Consider the following 16,661-nt stretch of genomic DNA (forward strand, 5'->3'; position numbering starts at 1 on the left):
CACACGGATTGCTGGTCTTCCCGATGAAGAAAAAACCCGCCGCGAGGCGGGTTTTTTCGTGCCCGCCCCGCAGCGCCACGGTGGTCGGTGGCACGCGGCCCTGCCCCGGGCCCATGGCAGAATGAAGCCCCCTCCCGACAGGCGATGCGATGCTGTTCGAATGGCTGCTGGGCTCATGGTTGCTGCTGCTGGACTGGTTGATCCGGCTCGCCGCCCTGTTCTGGATCCCCACCCGCACCACACCCGGCGCCGCGCGCAGCTGGTTGCTGCTGGTCGGCTTCGTGCCGTTGCTTGGCCTGCCGCTGTACCTGCTGTTCGGCCATCCGTGGCTTTCGCGCGAACGCATCCGGCGGCAATCCGAAGCCTCGCAGGTGATCCGCGAGGAGCAGGCACTGCAGCATGCGTTGCGCTGGACACCGCCGGCCGATACAGCCATTGCCGAGATCGCTCCGCTGGTGCAGCGGCAGGGCGATTTCATGCCGGTGCACGGCAACGCGATCGACCTGCATACCGACTACGACGATGCGCTGGCCACCCTCATCGATGACATCGACCGGGCCGAAGAGCGGGTGCACCTGCTCTACTACCTGATGTTCGACGACGCCGTCGGCGAGGCCATCGTAGAGGCGCTGCAGCGGGCGGCCGCGCGGGGCGTGCAGTGTCGCCTGCTGCTCGATGCGGTGGGCGCCAAGCGGGGCCTGCGGGCCTACCGTGCCCGCCTGCTGGCGCGCCAGGTGGAGGTACGCGCGATGTTGCCCGGCGGGCTGCGCTGGCGGCGCAGTGGGCGCATGGACCTGCGCAACCACCGCAAGATCGCGGTGATCGACAACAAGGTCGGTTACATCGGGTCGCAGAACCTGGCGAGCGCCGGGTTCGTGCGCGGCTTCAGCAACCGCGAGCTGGTGGCCCGCGTGCGGGGCCCGGCGGTGGCGCACCTGGAGGCGGTGTTCGCCAGCGACTGGTACATGGAAACCGGGCAGCGCCTGGACGTGCTGGCCGAGGTGCCTGCCTGCACCGAGGATGTGGTGACCCAGCTGCTGCCCAGCGGCCCGGCGTATCCCTTCAGCAACGCCCGCGATGCGGTCAACGCACTGATCCATCTGGCGCGTCGCCGCATCGTGCTGGTGACCCCGTACTTCGTCCCCGACGAGGCCACCCTGAGCGCGCTGCGCATCGCGGCGCTGAGCGGGGTGGATGTGCAGCTCATCCTTTCGGCCAGCAACAACCAGCCGCTCACGGCCTGGGCGCAGGAAGCCTATTACGAGGAGCTGCTGCGCAGCGGCGTGCGGATCGCGCTGTACACGCCGCACTTCCTGCACGCCAAGCACCTGACGGTGGACGAGGACATCGCCCTGCTCGGCTCGATCAACCTGGACATCCGTTCGTTTGCGCTGAATGCCGAGATCGGCCTGCTCTGTTACAACCGCGCGCTGGTGACGCAGCTGCGCGCCGTCGAGGACGATTACCTCGCCCATGCCACGCCGCTGGACCTGCAGCAGTGGCGGCAGCGCCCGACCTGGCGGCGCAGCCGCGAGGGCATCGCACGGTTGGCCGATGCCCTGATGTGAGCCCCGCAGGCGATGGCCTACAATCCACGCATGAATGACGCCACGAACTCCGGGCCGGCCGACCTTGCGATCATCGGGGGCGGCGCGGCCGGCGTGATGACGGCCCTGCAGGCCCTGCGCCAGAGCCGCCGCCCGCTGCGCGTGCTGCTCTTTGAAGCCGCCTCCACGCTCGCCGAGGGCATCGCCTATGCCACGCCCTCGCCGGTGCACCTGCTGAACGTTCCCGCCGGGCGCATGAGTGCGTTGCCTGACGTCCCGGGGGATTTCGCCGATCACCTGCAGCGCATCGGCGCCTATCCGGACGATGACCGCGCCACCCTGGAAGCACGCTTCGCCTCGCGGCTGCATTACGCGCCCTACCTGCGCCAACGTCTGGCCGAGGCGGCCCAGGCCCATGCCGGCACGTTCGAGGTGGTGCAGCAGCCCGTGCTGTCGCTGCATCGCGGCGCATCCGGCGGGCTGCAGCTCTCCACCGCCGGGGGCGTCCAGTACGCAGCACGCCAGGCCGTCATCGCCTGCGGTAACAACGTGCGCCCGCTGCCGCTGCGCGGCGCCGCGCTGCTGCCGGCCGAGCGCCTGGCCGAAGCCTGGGATTACGACGGCGTGCGCCTGCTCGCCGGCGCACACGCCATCGGCATCATCGGCTCCGGGCTGAGCATGGTCGACAGCGTGCTTTCGCTGTTCGATGCGGGCCATCGCGGTGCGATCCACGTGTTCTCGCGGCACGGCCTGATGCCCTTGCCCCATGCACACGGTGAGCCGGCCGTGTTCGATCCGCAGCCGCTGCTGGCCCTGTCGCTGCGGCAGCGCGTGCGGTTCCTGCGCGAGCGCGTGCGCGAGGCCGCCGCGCGCGGCATCCCGTGGCAGAGTGTGATGGAGCGCGTCCGTCCGCTGGGACAGTCGCTCTGGCTGAGCCTGGACGCTGCTGACCAGCGCCGCTTCCTGCGCCACGTGGTGCGGCAGTGGGACGTGCACCGCCATCGTATCGACGCGCGTGTGCATGCCCGCCTGGTCGAGGCCCTGCGCGAGGGTCGGCTGCAGCTGCAGCGGGCGCGGTTGCAGGGCGTAAGCGAGCAGGACGGGATGCTGCTGCTCAAGGCGGCCACGCCGAGCGGTGAACGCTCCTGGGCGCTGGGCGCGCTGGTCAATGCCACCGGTGTGGAAACGCGCGCCGCGCACCTGCGCAATCCGTTGCTGCGGCAGCTGCTCGCTGATGGCCTGGCGCGCCCCGGCCCGCATGGACTGGGCCTGGACAGCGGTGTGGACGATGCGTGCCTGCGCGATGGCAACGGCCGGGCGCAGGCCGATCTGCGCGTGCTGGGCAGCCTGCGCATCGGCACGTTGTGGGAAAGCCTGGCGGTGCCTGAACTGCGCCAGCAGGCGCGCGATGCCGCCGGCCAGGCATTACACGAGCTGGACGCGGCGATACCGTAAAATGGTGGAATGGATGTCTCCCACCTGCTTGACGGCCTGAATCCGGCCCAGCGCGAAGCCGTGTCCGCCCCCCCTGGCCACCACCTGGTGCTGGCCGGCGCGGGCTCCGGCAAGACCCGCGTGCTCACCCACCGCATCGCCTGGCTGCATGAAGTGCATGGCGTGCCGACCCACGGCATCTTCGCGGTGACCTTCACCAACAAGGCGGCCGGCGAGATGCGCCACCGCATCGACGCGCAGCTGCCCAACGGCAGCCGGGGCGCGTGGATCGGCACCTTCCACGGCCTGGCCAACCGCCTGCTGCGTCTGCACTGGTCCGACGCCAGGCTGCCCGAATCCTTCCAGGTGATGGATTCGGACGACCAGCTGCGGCTGGTCAAGCGCGTGGTGCAGGCGCTGGAGCTGGACGACGCCAAGTACCCGCCCAAGCAGATCGCGTGGTGGATCAACGAACAGAAGGACGAAGGCCGCCGACCGCAGCACATCCAGCCCGAACCGAACGATGCGTGGCTGGACACCATGCGCCAGGCCTACGCCGAGTACCAGGTGCGCTGCGACCGCGCCGGACTGGTGGACTTCGCCGAGCTGCTGCTGCGCGCCCACGAGCTGCTGCGCGACAACCCGGCGCTGCTGTCGCATTACCGCGCGCGGTTCCGTGAAATCCTGGTCGACGAGTTCCAGGACACCAATGCCATCCAGTACGCCTTCGTGCGCGTGCTTGCCGGGCAGGAAGGGCACGTCTTCGTGGTCGGCGACGATGACCAGGCCATCTACGGCTGGCGCGGGGCGAAGGTGGAGAACGTGCAGGGCTTCCTGCGTGATTTCCCCGGTGCGCAGACCATCCGCCTGGAGCAGAACTACCGCTCCACGGCCAACATCCTCGGCGCGGCCAACGCGGTGATTTCGCACAACCCGGACCGCATCGGCAAGGAACTGTGGACCGACAGTGGCGACGGCGATCCGATCGATCTGTACGCGGCGTACAACGAGATGGACGAGGCCCGTTACATCGTCGAGCGCGCGCGGCAGTGGGTGCGCGATGGGGGCAGCTACGGCGAGGTGGCCGTGCTCTACCGCAGCAATGCACAGTCGCGCGCGCTGGAAGAAGTGCTGCTCGGCGAACAGGTGCCGTACCGCGTGTATGGCGGCATGCGCTTCTTCGAACGTGCCGAGATCAAGGACGCACTGGCCTACCTGCGGCTGCTGTCCAACCGCAACGACGATGCCGCGTTCGAGCGCGCGGTGAATACGCCCACGCGTGGCATCGGTGACCGCACGCTGGACGAAGTGCGGCGCGAGGCACGTGCGCAGGGCCTGTCGCTGTGGGAAGCGACGATGCTGGTGACCCAGGGCAACGCGCTGGCGGCGCGCGCGCGCAACGCACTCGCCGGCTTCCTGGTTCTGGTCAACGAGCTGCATGCACAGACCCAGGACATGACCCTTGCCGAGCGCATCGACCACGTGCTTGCGCGCTCGCTGCTGCGCGAGCACTGGAGCAAGGAAAGCCGCAATTCGCTGGATTCCGAATCGCGCACGGACAACCTCGACGAGCTGGTGTCGGTGGCCTCGCGCTTCCTGCGCCGCGCCGATGACGTGGAAGAAGTGGAGGACATGGACGAGCTGGTCGCGTTCCTCGCCTATGCCGCGCTGGAGGCCGGTGAAGGCCAGGCGCAGGCCGGCGAAGAAGGCGTGCAGCTGATGACGCTGCACTCGGCCAAGGGGCTGGAATTCCCGCTGGTGTTCCTGGCCGGCATGGAGGATGGCCTGTTCCCCAGCGCACGCTCGTTGGAGGAAAGCGGACGGCTGGAAGAGGAGCGGCGCCTGGCGTATGTGGGCATCACCCGTGCACGGCAGAAGCTGGTGCTGTGCTACGCCGAATCGCGGCGCATCCACGGGCAGGACAACTACGGGGTGCCGTCGCGTTTCCTGCGCGAGATCCCGCGTGAACTGCTGCACGAGGTGCGGCCGAAGGTGCAGGTCTCGCGGCCGGCCTCGCTCGGCGCCAGCCGTGGCGGCGCCCACGCGGTCATCGAAGCGCCGCCGCTCAAGCTCGGTACGCTGGTCAGCCATCCGAAGTTCGGCGAGGGCATGGTCACCGATTACGAAGGCGTGGGTGCCCATGCCCGGGTGCAGGTGGAATTCGCCGATGCCGGCAGCAAGTGGCTGGTGATGGCGTATGCGAATCTGACCTCGATCTGAGATCGAAGACCTGAAGGACAGATGCTGGAAACCGGAATACTCGATTCAATCGGTCTGATTTATCGTTAGAAGCGCACTTCAACCGCTTGTCCGAGACTCCCTGGCCTCTCACGTCCTGGAGTTTCGATGGTTTCCCCCACACCTGCGGTGGATGCTGCCTACCGTCTGCCTGGCGGCGCGTCGTTGCACGTTCCGGGCGACGGTCCCGCGTTGCCGTTGCTGCTGGTAGAAAACAGCGAGCCGGTGGCACCTGGACTAAATACGCTGGCCCATCTCGATTTCTCCGGGTGTCCCGCCGATCCCTGGGCGGGCAGGGGCAGCATGATGGCGGTGACGACGCGTCGTGGCGAGGCAACCTGGCGGACGAAATCCACAGGCGACACCGGCTGCAGTGCAGTGGAAGTCACCTTGGGCCGGCTTTTCCGCCTGACCGGACTCACGGCCCCGGAGATGGCACTGGCCAGCAACGTGGACATGCTCCCGCGTGACGAACTCCACGTGGCCTCCCGCTTCGATGACCGCTACCAGGATCTTGGGCAGTTCCTGACCAGTGATGTCGCCGAACGCGTCGTCGCCGGCGCCGACGCTACGCGTGCCGAACGGTATCGCGAGCTCCGCGCACGGCATGGCTGTGCCGTGGACGCCTGCGAGCGCGTCCTGCAGCGCGCAGGCGTGACGCACTTCTGGCAGCTGCAGCGCCCGGACCTGGTGGCCGAGCATGCCCGGCAGGACCAGGCCCGCTTCGAAGCGCTGGAGGCGATGAACCGCATGCTGCCGGTGGCCCTGCGCTGCGAGCAGTTGCGGCACTATGTCGCCTCGACCTGGCTGGACAACTGGGACCATCTCAACTATCGGATGGAAAACACCGGATACACCGTCCGCGATGGACAGCCGCGCGCGATGACTGTGGATTTTGGCTCGTGCGGCCCGCTCGGTTTCCGCAACCTGCGTAATGGCGCCCTGCTGCCGAAGGCCGCCAGCGGTGACATCGCGATCATCCAGCGACCGGCTGCACTGTTTCCGATCCCCGAAGCGCACGTGCATCGGGCCGACCTGTTCGATACGGGAGGTGATGATCCGGGCGCGCTGCAGGATACGCTTCGATGGCCCTATGGCTTCCAGTCCGAATCGATCGTCGAGATGCTGCGCCCCCCGGTGGCGGCCGACCCTGCCGTGGCCGACACGCTGGCCGAGATGGGCTACCGGCTGGCGCTGCTGCCCCGCACGGCCATCGACGCCATCGTCCAGCAGGGGTGGCAGGCGCCGGAGGCCCAATCGACCACGCCGTGGCCCGATGCCGACGCGTTCATCCGGCAGCTCGATGCGCGCCGCAACACCCTGCTTGGACGCTACGATGCGGCCACGTTGGCGCAGTGGGTCAATGACGATCCGGAGCGTGCGGCGCAGGTACGTGAGGAAATGCGTGAGGCAGTGCGCCAGGCATTCGGCCCAGGGGCCGCGGGGACGCCGTGCCTGGAAGAGCTGGACCACCGCCATCGCACGGTCAGCGAGGGGGTGCTGCCCGGCATCGCGCCTGCGCAGGCGGCGATCAATGGCCTGACCCGGGAGCTGCGTTCACTGCAGCTGCTGCACGACTGCTGCCAGCGCCTGCAGGCCGCGCAGACTGGCGGCGACCCGGCACGGATCACCGCCATCGCGGAGGAGCTGCTGTCACCGTCCCTCTTCGGGCAGCTGCTGTTGAACCTGGAAATGGGGCCGGGCGCGCAGGTGCGCAGTCGCGCGGCGTTCCAAGCCAACCATGCCTGGATGATCCTGATCGACCGGCTTGTACAAAGCGGGACGTTGAGTGCACAGCGGGTGGCGAACTGCCTGCTGGAACCGTTCGAAGGATCGGCCTACCCGCCCAACATCGGGGTGCATGCGGGCAGGGACCCTGCCCTGGGCATGGCCTTCATCGGGCTGCTGGAGACGTTGATGGCAGCGTCCACTGATCTCACCCCAGCGCAGCTTCGCGAGCGCCTGCTGACGGCGAAAATCAAGGGCTTCCCGAACTTCTACGCCGCGCTGGCCGCATCCGGTGCATCCGTGCAGTGGGACGGCGTGCTCCAGAATGCCGGCCTGATGTCGACCACTACCGAATACATCCGGCTGAGGTCGCTCTGGAGCCTGGCCGTCATGAAGGTCAACCATGCGTCGCGTCGCGGCGACGAGCCCATCGTCGTGCCCGCACCCCAGCAGGCCGTCGCCGCGATGGACCTCGGTGGAATCCTTGACCACCTGGTCCGCACCTGTGGCCCGCAGCGCATCGCCGACATGGAACTGCCCCTGCTGCGCGAGAAGGTGTATGCCACGATGAAGCTGACCAGCGCAGAGGAAGACAAGGCCATCAATGATGCCGTGGCCCAAGCGGTGGCGGAGGCATGGAGGAAGGCGCTCACCCAGCATCGACTGCCGTCGTCGATCCCGGCGCCCACCGACCTGGTGCGCGGGCAGCAGGACGTTGCGCTTGCCGATTACCGGAAGACCCTGCACGGCCTGCGCCGTGCCGACGCCGAAGCGTTGATCGTGCAGGGCGAAGCGCGCTACGTGCAGGCCGTGCTCGAGGACCCGCAGTTGTCCATCGCCGACCGCCGCGGACAACTGGCGCAGCGGGCAGAAGCGATCAGCACCGGCATCCGCGCCATGGTGCGCAGCGGTGCCGGCGTGGACGGCCCGCCGCCCTCAGGATCGGACCTGGACGCGGCCGCACAGGGGCACCTCGAAGCCGCGGTAAGCCAGGCGGCCCAGCAGGTCGTTGCGGCTGTGCAGGCCAGTGCCCAGGTCGATGCACGCAAGCAGGCTGCCGAGCAGGCACGCGAACGTGCGACCCGCTCAGCGCAGTCCCACGCCGCGCAGCAGGCACGCCGTGCGGTTCCCGCCGCGCTGGCCGCGCGCGTCGCCACGCACGCGCAGGCCGAGGCCGCCAAGGCGGCAAAACAACGTGCGACAGAGAAAGCCAGGCAGGAAGCGGCCGCCCGCGCGGCGCGGGACGCCGCCATCAGCAGCAGCGCCGCCAATGCGGCGATCGCAACGCGGCTGGCGTTGTTGAAGGCACCGGACGCGCCCGGCGCGTCGTCCTCCCCATCGCCCGTCACCGATGATCAGCTCAGGACGCGGCTGCGCAACCTGAGGCTCCCTGACGCGTCTCCGGCGGCAGCATCGCGCCGCGGCCATGCCGTCCGGCAGCGGGTGGCCGAGTATCTGGATCCGAAGAGCGGCAGGCCGATGACCCGGGTGAAGGAACATTGAGCGGTGGGCACGCTGCCGCCAGCGTGTCTCAGCACTCCGGTGTCATGCCGGTGCTGTAGGCCAGCCCGCGGCGCAGCAAGGCCAGCACCCGGGCATCGGTGAAGACCGCTGCCTCGTGGCCGAAACCGGTGTACCAGCTGCGGCCCCGACCCACCGCCCGGCACCAGGCAATGGGGTGATCGGCCCCCATCGTGCCGCCCTCATAACTGGCCTCATCCACCGTCGCCAGCACCTGCACCCACGGCCGCGGGTTGCGCCGATAGTTGTAGATTTCATCGCGCAGCGTCCATTGCTGGCCATCCTGCGCGCCGCCGTGAAGCGTCACCCGGGCCGACTGCAGCCCAGGTGGGTGCTTGTGGAACCAGGCGCCGATCAGCTCGCCGTACCAGGGCCAGTCGTATTCGGTGTCGGCGGCCGCATGCAGGCCAAGGAAGCCGCCACCGCTCTCGACGTACGCCTGCAGGGCGCTCTGCTGGGCCTCATCGAGCACATCGCCGGTGGTGTTGGCGAACACCACCGCCCGATAGCCCGCCAGGCGCGCCGGCGTGAATTCGCTGGCGTCCTCGGTATGCACGGTGCGCAGTCCGGTCTCGGCTGCGAGCGTGCGCAGCGTCTCCACGGCGACCGGGATGGAATCATGCCGGAATTTAGCGGTACGGGTGTACACCAGGATGGCGCCCGCTTCAGGCACGCCGGCAGCAACCGGCGTCGCGGCCGTGACGGCAGGCCATGGCAGGAGCGAGGCACAGATCAGGAGCAGGGCAGGCAGGCGCATGGGCAGAGAATGCCATGCGGGCGCGCGCGTGCCACGCTGCAGTGCATTGATCCGGCTCAAGGCGCGCTCTGCACGATGGCTGTGCAATGCTTTCCCACCCGACTGCTGAACGCCCGAGGAGACTGCCATGTATACGCGCATCCTGATTGCCACCGACGGCTCGGAGCTGTCCGCGAAAGGGCTGGCCAAGGGCCTGGAGCTGGCCAGGGGCCTCGATGCCGAAGTGGATATCGTGACGGTTTCCGAGCCGTGGGCCGTCGGCATGTACGACGCCATGGGCTGGAGTGTGGGCTACGCCAACAGCCCCGAGTACAAGGCCGACCGTGAGGAAACGGCGCAGAAGGTGCTGCAGCCCGCTCTGGCGATGGCGGCGGCGCAGGGGGTGCGGGCCAACGGGATCCATGTACTGGACCGCTATGCGGCCGACGGGGTCATCGACACCGCCACCGAACAGGGCTCTGACCTGATCGTGATGAGTTCCCACGGACGCCGCGGCGTGACCCGGGTGCTGCTGGGCAGCCAGACGGCGGAGGTGCTGGCACGCACCACCCTGCCCGTGCTCGTGGTGCGCTGAAGCCGCATCCACGCGCGGCCGTACAGCGCCCGGCAGGGCGGTTCAGTCGCGCAGCGTGAGCGACTGGGATTCGTCCAGACTGCCGTCGGCCTGCAGCACGACATACCGATCCCCCTCGCGGCTGAACAGCACGGGGATCGGATCGCGGAACAGCGGGCGGCGCACGAAGCGCAGCTGCCAGCCGAAGTGCTCCAGCGTGGCCAGCGCCTCGCGCTGGGGCGCCGTCAGCCCCTGCCGCAGCCGGGCATCACCGGCGTCGCCCGCGCGCCGCTCAGGCGTCGGCATGGACTGCACTCCTGGCCCGGTGCCGGCTCACCAGCTGTACAGTTTCCAGTACACCGGCGACACGCCGTCCTTGTTGCTGTCCATCCGGCCATCGCCGTTGCGGTCGTACATGTAGTACGGCGCACCGCGCGCGGGGGTGACCTTGACCATGCGCAGCTGGCCGGAAACGCGGTACTCCTCGACAACATCGCCGTTGTCGAGCGTGCGTTGCGCGACCTCCGCACCGGACATGTCCATGGGCGGGGCGTCTGCGCCACCGGCACCACTCGCGCAGCCAGCCAGCGCGAGGGCCAGCAGGGACGACAGCATCAGGGTCTTCATGGGGGCAGGCACCTCGGCCGGGAACGTGCCCTGATTATGCCCCAGCACGGCGTGGCGGCCGTGCATGCGCGGTACGCGTAGAATCGTCCCATGAGCAGATTAGTCCTGATCGACGGGTCCAGTTACCTGTACCGCGCGTTCCACGCGCTGCCCCCGCTGACCAATGCCCAGGGCGAGCCGACCGGCGCGCTGTTCGGCGTGGTCAACATGCTTCGCGCGACGCTGAAGGAGCGCCCCGCCTACGTGGCCTTCGTGGTCGATGCGCCTGGCAAGACCTTCCGCGATGACCTGTACGACCAGTACAAGGCCAACCGCCCGCCCATGCCCGAGGAGCTGCGCAGCCAGATCGAGCCGATGTGCCGCATCGTCGATGCGCTGGGCATCAGCATCCTGCGCATCCCCGGCGTGGAGGCCGACGATGTGATCGGCACGCTGGCGCTGCAGGCGGTCGCGCACGATCTGCAGGTGACCATTTCCACCGGCGACAAGGACTTCGCCCAGCTGGTCCGGCCGGGCATCGAACTGGTCAACACCATGACCGGCAGCCGCATGGATTCGGATGCCGCGGTGATGGAGAAATTCGGGGTGCGCGCCGATCAGATCGTCGACCTGCTGGCGCTGATGGGCGACAGCGTGGACAACGTTCCCGGCGTTGAAAAGTGCGGCCCGAAGACCGCGGCCAAGTGGTTGGCCGAGTACCAGCACCTGGACGGGGTGATGGCGGCGGCGGCGTCGATCAAGGGCAAGATCGGCGAGAACCTGCGCGCCGCGCTGGAGCGCCTGCCGCTCAACCGCGAACTGGTGACCATCCGCACTGACATCGCGCTGGAGGCTGGCCCACAGGCGCTGCCGCTGCGCGAGCCGCACACCGATGACCTGCGCGAGCTGTATGCCCGTTACGGCTTTACCCAGGCGCTGAAGGAACTGGACGGCGGAGCGGGCACGCCCGCGGCCGCGACCGAGGGCCCGGCCAGCCTGCGGGCCACGGCCGCAGGCTACGCGCGCGGTGGCGGCGACGCGGTGCCGTTGGCGGTGGATCCGGCGCTGTCCGCGCCCGGTGAGTACGAGACCGTGCTGACCCGCGAACAACTGCAGGCCTGGGCCACGCGTGCCGCGCAGGCCGATCTGGTGAGTTTCGATACCGAGACCGATGCGCTGGATGCCATGCGCGCACGCCTGGTGGGCATCAGCCTGGCGGTGGAGCCCGGGCGTGCGGCCTATATCCCGGTCGGGCATGACTACCCGGGCGCACCGCCGCAGCTGCCCCTGGCAGAGGTGCTGGACGCGCTGCGCCCGATGCTGGAGGACCCCTCGCGCAGGAAGCTGGCCCAGCACGGCAAGTACGACCTGCATGTGCTGCGCCGCCATGGCGTGGACGTGCAGGGGTTCCACGACGACACCATGCTCGAGAGCTTCGTGCTGAACTCCACCGCCACGCGCCACGACATGGATTCGCTGGCCCAGCGTTACCTCGGTTACACGACCATCCGCTTCGAGGACGTGGCCGGCAAGGGCGCCAAGCAGATTTCGTTCTCGCAGGTGGGGATCGAGGAGGCCAGCCGCTATGCCGCCGAGGACGCCGACATCACCCTGCGCCTGCACCACGTGCTGCAGCCGCAGCTGCTGGCCGAACCGACGCTCGCCCAGGTCTACACCGGCATCGAGATGCCGCTGGTGCCGGTGCTGACGCGCATCGAAGCCAACGGCGTGCACGTGGACACCGAAGAGCTGCGCCGCCAGAGCCAGGTGCTTTCCACGCGCATGCTGGCCGCGCAGCAGAAGGCCACCGAGCTGGCCGGCCGCAGCTTCAACCTGGATTCGCCCAAGCAGCTGCAGGCGGTGCTGTTCGACGAGCTCAAGCTGCCCGCCGTGGTGAAGACGCCCAAGGGCCAGCCGAGCACCAACGAAGAGGCCCTGGAGGCCATCGCCGACCAGCATGAGCTGCCGCGCGTGATCCTCGACTATCGCGGGCTGGCCAAGCTGCGCAGCACCTACACCGACAAGCTGCCGGAAATGGTCAACCCGGACACCGGCCGCGTGCACACCAGCTACCACCAGTCCGGCGCGGCCACCGGCCGCCTGTCGTCTTCGGATCCGAACCTGCAGAACATCCCGATCCGCAGTGAGGACGGGCGCCGCATCCGGCGTGCCTTCGTCGCGCCGCCGGGCGGCCTGCTGCTGGCCGCCGATTACTCGCAGATCGAACTGCGGATCATGGCCCATCTGTCGGAGGATCCTGGCCTGGTCAGCGCCTTCGAACAGGGTGCCGATGTGCACCGCGCCACTGCGGCGGAGGTCTTCGGGCGCACGCTGGAGGAGGTCACCGCGAACGAGCGCCGGGCCGCGAAAGCCATCAATTTCGGGCTCATGTACGGCATGAGTGCCTTCGGTCTGGCGCGCAACCTCGGCATCGACCGCGCGCAGGCACAGGATTACGTCTCCCTGTATTTCAGCCGCTATCCCGGCGTGCGGGATTTCATGGAGCGCATGCGCCAGAAAGCCAAGGACGATGGCTACGTGGAGACGCTGTTCGGCCGACGCCTGTATCTCAACGACATCCACGCGCGCAACCAGGGGCTGCGCGCCGGTGCCGAGCGCGCGGCGATCAACGCGCCGATGCAGGGCACGGCGGCGGACATCATCAAGCTGGCGATGGTGGACGTGGACCAGTGGCTGCAGACCTCGCAGTTGCCGGCGCGCATGATCATGCAGGTGCACGATGAACTGGTGTTCGAGTGCCAGGCCGAGGCCATCGAGGCGCTGCGCGAGGGTGTCGTAAAGTGCATGTCGGAGGCCGCGACGCTGCGGGTGCCCTTGATCGTCGATACAGGCATTGGCGTCAATTGGGACGAGGCGCACTGAGTTTTGCTGGCTGAATTGGCGACGTTGCGTATTTATCTGACCAGCGGATGAATATTTCGCCGATCCTGCCCAGTTGAATAGGGGGCTTTCACGATTCATCAATGTTTGAAGTGATTACATACACCTCAACAGGCGCAACGCCTGTTGTGGATCTCTCCCATCCCCTGGAGAAGATCTCGGAACGGGGGCTCCTCCCCAAGCACCCGTTCCCCGGCCCCGTTGACCTCCCCCTGGTCAGCGGGGCTTTTTTATGGGCGATGCATGGCCAGCTGCTCACTCCCAGTCGCGTGGCACCAGGTAGTCCGCCAGGCGCGATTCCGGGCTGCCCGGCTCGGGCTCGAAGCCATACTCCCAGCGTGCCATCGGCGGCAGGCTCATCAGGATGCTCTCGCTGCGTCCGCCACTCTGCAGACCGAACAACGTGCCCCGGTCGTAGACCAGGTTGAACTCCACGTAGCGCCCGCGCCGGTACAGCTGGAAAGCGCGCTCGCGCTCGCCGTAGGGGGTGTCGCGGCGACGCGCCACCAGCGGCAGGTAGGCGTCCAGGAAACCGTCGCCGACGGCGCGCAGGTAGGCGAAATCGCGCTCGAAATCGCCGTGCAGGTCATCGAAGAACAGGCCCCCCACGCCGCGTGTCTCGTTGCGGTGGCGCAGGAAGAAGTAGTCGTCGCACCAGCGCTTGTGGGCCGGATAGCGCTCCGGCCCGAACGGCGCGCAGAGCGCGCGCGCCACGCCGTGCCAGTGCCGCACGTCCTCTTCGAACGGGTAGAACGGGGTGAGATCGAAGCCACCGCCGAACCAGCTGGCCACGGGCTGTCCATCGCGCTCGGCATGGAAGAAACGCACATTGGCATGGGTGGTGGGCAGGTAGGGGTTGAGCGGATGGAACACCAGCGACACCCCGGTGGCGCGCCATGAAGCGCCCGCCAGCTCGGGCCGGTTCGCCGAGGCGGACGGTGGCAGGCGGCTGCCGGCCACGTCGGAGAAGCCGATGCCGGCCTGCTCGAAGACGGCACCCTCGCGCAGGATCCGGGTACGGCCACCGCCCCCCTCGGGCCGCTGCCAGAGGTCCTCGCGGAAGCGGGCGTTGCCGTCGGCTGCCTCGACGGCGGCGCAGATACGGTCCTGCAGATCGGTCAGGTAGGCGCGGACGCGCTCGAATTCGTTCATGGCGCCAGTTTACCCCGGCGCCTGCGGATCGCTCAGAGGCCCTTGCGGTTGCGCGCGGCTGCTTTGGAGGAGGCAGCAGGCGCCTCGTCCTCCTCGTTCCCGACCGCCTCCAGCGACTGGCGCAGCGCCGCCCCGAAGGCCATCATTTCCCAGTTGCGCGTGGCCACCACGTCACAGGCCACATGCGTCGGCCCCTGTGCATCGCAGGCCTGCTGCAGCAGGCCCCGCGCATCCACTGCGCTGTCGTGCTCCTGCGCGCTGGCGAGGTTCTCGCAGCCCTCGCGGATGCCGGCGCGGCAGACCTGCAGGTACCGGGTGGCGGCCTGGGCCCAGTTGTCGGCCAGCGCCAGCTGGTTGCCCAGCGCGTTGCAGCCCTGCAGTTTCCCCGCCGCGCAGCAGGCCGCCGCGCCGCCGGGCGTGGCCACGGCCGGGCAGTCGCGTGGCAGCGGCACTTCGTTGAACGTCACGCCCGCGCTGCAGGTGCCCGCGGCACCCTGGCGACGGAACACCTGGAAGCGGGTCCACGCATCGGTTCCGAGCAGCTCGCCGCTGGCCAGCGGTGCGAGCACGAAATCACCGCCGCGATCATGACGGATGCGGATGCGGCCCGCCTCCAGGCGCGCCCGCAGGGTGCTGCCCATGCCCACCTCGACCCGCCCGCCGTCGGCGAACACCAGCGTGTCCATCAGCCCGCCTGCACTGGCGTAGGTGCCGCAGGGCAGGGCTTGGGCCGGCTGCAGCTGCAGCGGGGACGCCAATGCGTTCAGCGGGGCATGCGCGTCGCAGGCGCGCGGATCACCGGCCTTGCAGCCGGCCTGCAATGCGGCGATGGCTTCGGCGTAGTGGGCCGCCGTCCACTGCTGTTCGGCCACGCTGCGGCAGAAGCCACCACCGGAATGGGCCAGGCACAGCTGCTGCAGGGTCTGCAACTGCGGGGCCGGCAGGGCGATGTCACGGGTATCCAGCGCGCCCATCAGCGCCAGGCCCATGGCCTTGCCCATGGCGGCCTTCGCCGCGGCCTCGCAGGCTGCTTCGTCGTACGAGGGCGATTCCTCCTTGCACACCGCCGGCTCCTGCAGGTCGGGGTCTTCGTTGAGGGGACGGCTGTCGGCTTCGCGCGCGTCACTTTCCCAGGTAGTGAGCAGGCGGCTGCAGGCGGCGGGCACGCCCTCGGTGCAGCTGCGCTGCAGCTCGGCAGCCGGTGCGCCGTACAGGCGCTCCAGGCACGCTGCAGGCGCGGCCAGGCAGCTGCCCGGGGCCACCGGCGCGGCCGGGCGGCACGGCGTCGGGGTCTGCAGGCGGTAGACGGTGGTGTTATCACGCAGCACGCGGCCGCCGTCCTCCACCTGCCAGGTCGAGGTCAGTCCCAGATCGAGGTGGGCCACCTGCAGCGCCGTGCCGCTGGACTGCAGCCACAGCGGATCGGCCGCCGAGGACGGTACGTGGCGCACACCCTGGTTGGGCGAAAGGATGTCCACGACGATGCCGATGTCGTCTTCCACGTACTGCCCGCACTGGGGCGCCATGGCGAAAGCGGACGCGGTGGCGAGCAGCAGCGGCAGGGTGGCGAGCAGGCGACGCGCGCGCGCTGCCATCGTCATCAGTGACATGGGGGACTCCAGGCGGGTAGGGGGGGAATAGGGGGGGAACGTCAGAACTGGCGGCGGATGTCCGGCTGCAGCAGGCGCCAGGCCAGCCAGCCCTGCAACGCGGCAAACAGCACGCAGGTGCCAAGCAGCGTCAGCGAGAACACGCCCCGCTGCACCTGCAGTTCGTGCAGCAGCGAGGGATCGGTGACCCGAGCGATTACATGCACCAGCACGCTGTCCATCCACCACAGCGCGACGAAATTGCCCGCGGCGGTGCCCAGCAGCAGGGCGATGTAGCCCCACAGGCCCCACCTCCGGCGCCGCAGCAGCCCCCAGCTGGACAGCAGCGAGGGCAGGCAGGACGCACCCAGCCACCCACTCGCCGCCACGGGGTGCCCCAACAGCCACATCACGCTCGGTGGCATCTCGTATTCGGAGGCAAGCTGGACCAGCTGACGCCAGCCCGCACCGTCCACCAGCGCACCGGCGATCAGCGCCTGCAGGACGAACCAGCCCAGCAGCAGCGCGCACACCAGCAGCGAGGCCAGCGCCAGCGGCCCCACGAAATCGGTGACCGCTCCCGGCGGCGGGACGGTACGCGCGGGCAGGGGAGGAAGCGATGACATCCGGTGTCC

The 16,661-nt window shown here is 68.9% G+C and carries 12 protein-coding genes; 6 read left to right on the plus strand and 6 right to left on the minus strand.

Annotated elements, in window-relative coordinates; genetic code table 11:
* The first annotated feature begins 149 nt into the window (after positions 1-149).
* The 4 genes from cls to FHY09_RS08085 all read left to right on the plus strand — a co-directional run bounded on the left by cls (position 150) and on the right by FHY09_RS08085 (position 8,450).
* Positions 150-1,568 (plus strand): cardiolipin synthase, encoded by a 1,419-nt coding sequence (gene cls / locus FHY09_RS08070; protein ID WP_166925961.1) that lies wholly within the window; start codon positions 150-152, stop codon positions 1,566-1,568.
* A 12-nt stretch (positions 1,569-1,580) separates the two neighbouring features.
* Entirely contained in the window at positions 1,581-3,002 is a 1,422-nt protein-coding gene (locus FHY09_RS08075) for an FAD/NAD(P)-binding protein (RefSeq protein ID WP_166925963.1), read from the plus strand.
* Between the two features lie 9 nt (positions 3,003-3,011).
* Entirely contained in the window at positions 3,012-5,201 is a 2,190-nt protein-coding gene (gene uvrD / locus FHY09_RS08080; RefSeq protein WP_166925965.1) for a DNA helicase II, read from the plus strand.
* 126 nt (positions 5,202-5,327) lie between these two features.
* Positions 5,328-8,450, plus strand: a complete 3,123-nt coding sequence (locus FHY09_RS08085) for a hypothetical protein (RefSeq protein ID WP_166925967.1) — start codon at positions 5,328-5,330, stop codon at positions 8,448-8,450.
* Between the two features lie 28 nt (positions 8,451-8,478).
* Here the strand turns inward: FHY09_RS08085 and FHY09_RS08090 are convergent, their stop codons facing one another.
* A complete protein-coding gene (locus FHY09_RS08090) occupies positions 8,479-9,225 on the minus strand; it encodes a ThuA domain-containing protein (RefSeq protein WP_166925969.1) in 747 nt (248 codons plus the stop codon).
* Between the two features lie 127 nt (positions 9,226-9,352).
* Here FHY09_RS08090 and FHY09_RS08095 point away from each other — a divergent pair, with 127 nt between their 5' ends.
* On the plus strand, positions 9,353-9,799 hold the full coding sequence (locus tag FHY09_RS08095; protein WP_166925971.1) for a universal stress protein: 447 nt from the start codon (positions 9,353-9,355) through the stop codon (positions 9,797-9,799).
* Positions 9,800-9,841: 42 nt separating this feature from the next.
* Here the strand turns inward: FHY09_RS08095 and FHY09_RS08100 are convergent, their stop codons facing one another.
* A complete protein-coding gene (locus tag FHY09_RS08100; RefSeq protein ID WP_166925973.1) occupies positions 9,842-10,084 on the minus strand; it encodes a hypothetical protein in 243 nt (80 codons plus the stop codon).
* A 27-nt stretch (positions 10,085-10,111) separates the two neighbouring features.
* Complete coding sequence (locus FHY09_RS08105) at positions 10,112-10,405, minus strand: DUF2782 domain-containing protein (protein ID WP_166925975.1); 294 nt, start codon at positions 10,403-10,405, stop codon at positions 10,112-10,114.
* A gap of 90 nt (positions 10,406-10,495) precedes the next feature.
* On the opposite strand from FHY09_RS08105, the gene polA reads away from it, so the two are divergent.
* Positions 10,496-13,267, plus strand: a complete 2,772-nt coding sequence (polA, locus tag FHY09_RS08110) for a DNA polymerase I (protein WP_166925977.1) — start codon at positions 10,496-10,498, stop codon at positions 13,265-13,267.
* A gap of 273 nt (positions 13,268-13,540) precedes the next feature.
* Here polA and hemF read toward each other — a convergent pair whose 3' ends face one another.
* From hemF to FHY09_RS08125, 3 genes are read right to left on the minus strand one after another with little or no spacing between them, the layout of a single operon-like run.
* Entirely contained in the window at positions 13,541-14,437 is an 897-nt protein-coding gene (hemF, locus tag FHY09_RS08115; RefSeq protein ID WP_166925979.1) for an oxygen-dependent coproporphyrinogen oxidase, read from the minus strand.
* Between the two features lie 32 nt (positions 14,438-14,469).
* Positions 14,470-16,047, minus strand: coding sequence for a hypothetical protein (locus FHY09_RS08120; protein WP_166925981.1), 1,578 nt, complete (start codon positions 16,045-16,047; stop codon positions 14,470-14,472).
* A 41-nt stretch (positions 16,048-16,088) separates the two neighbouring features.
* Positions 16,089-16,652: a hypothetical protein gene (locus FHY09_RS08125; RefSeq protein ID WP_166925983.1), complete on the minus strand. Its 564-nt coding sequence runs from the start codon at positions 16,650-16,652 to the stop codon at positions 16,089-16,091.
* Positions 16,653-16,661: the final 9 nt, after the last annotated feature.

It is taken from the genome of Xanthomonas sp. 60, assembly GCF_011761925.1.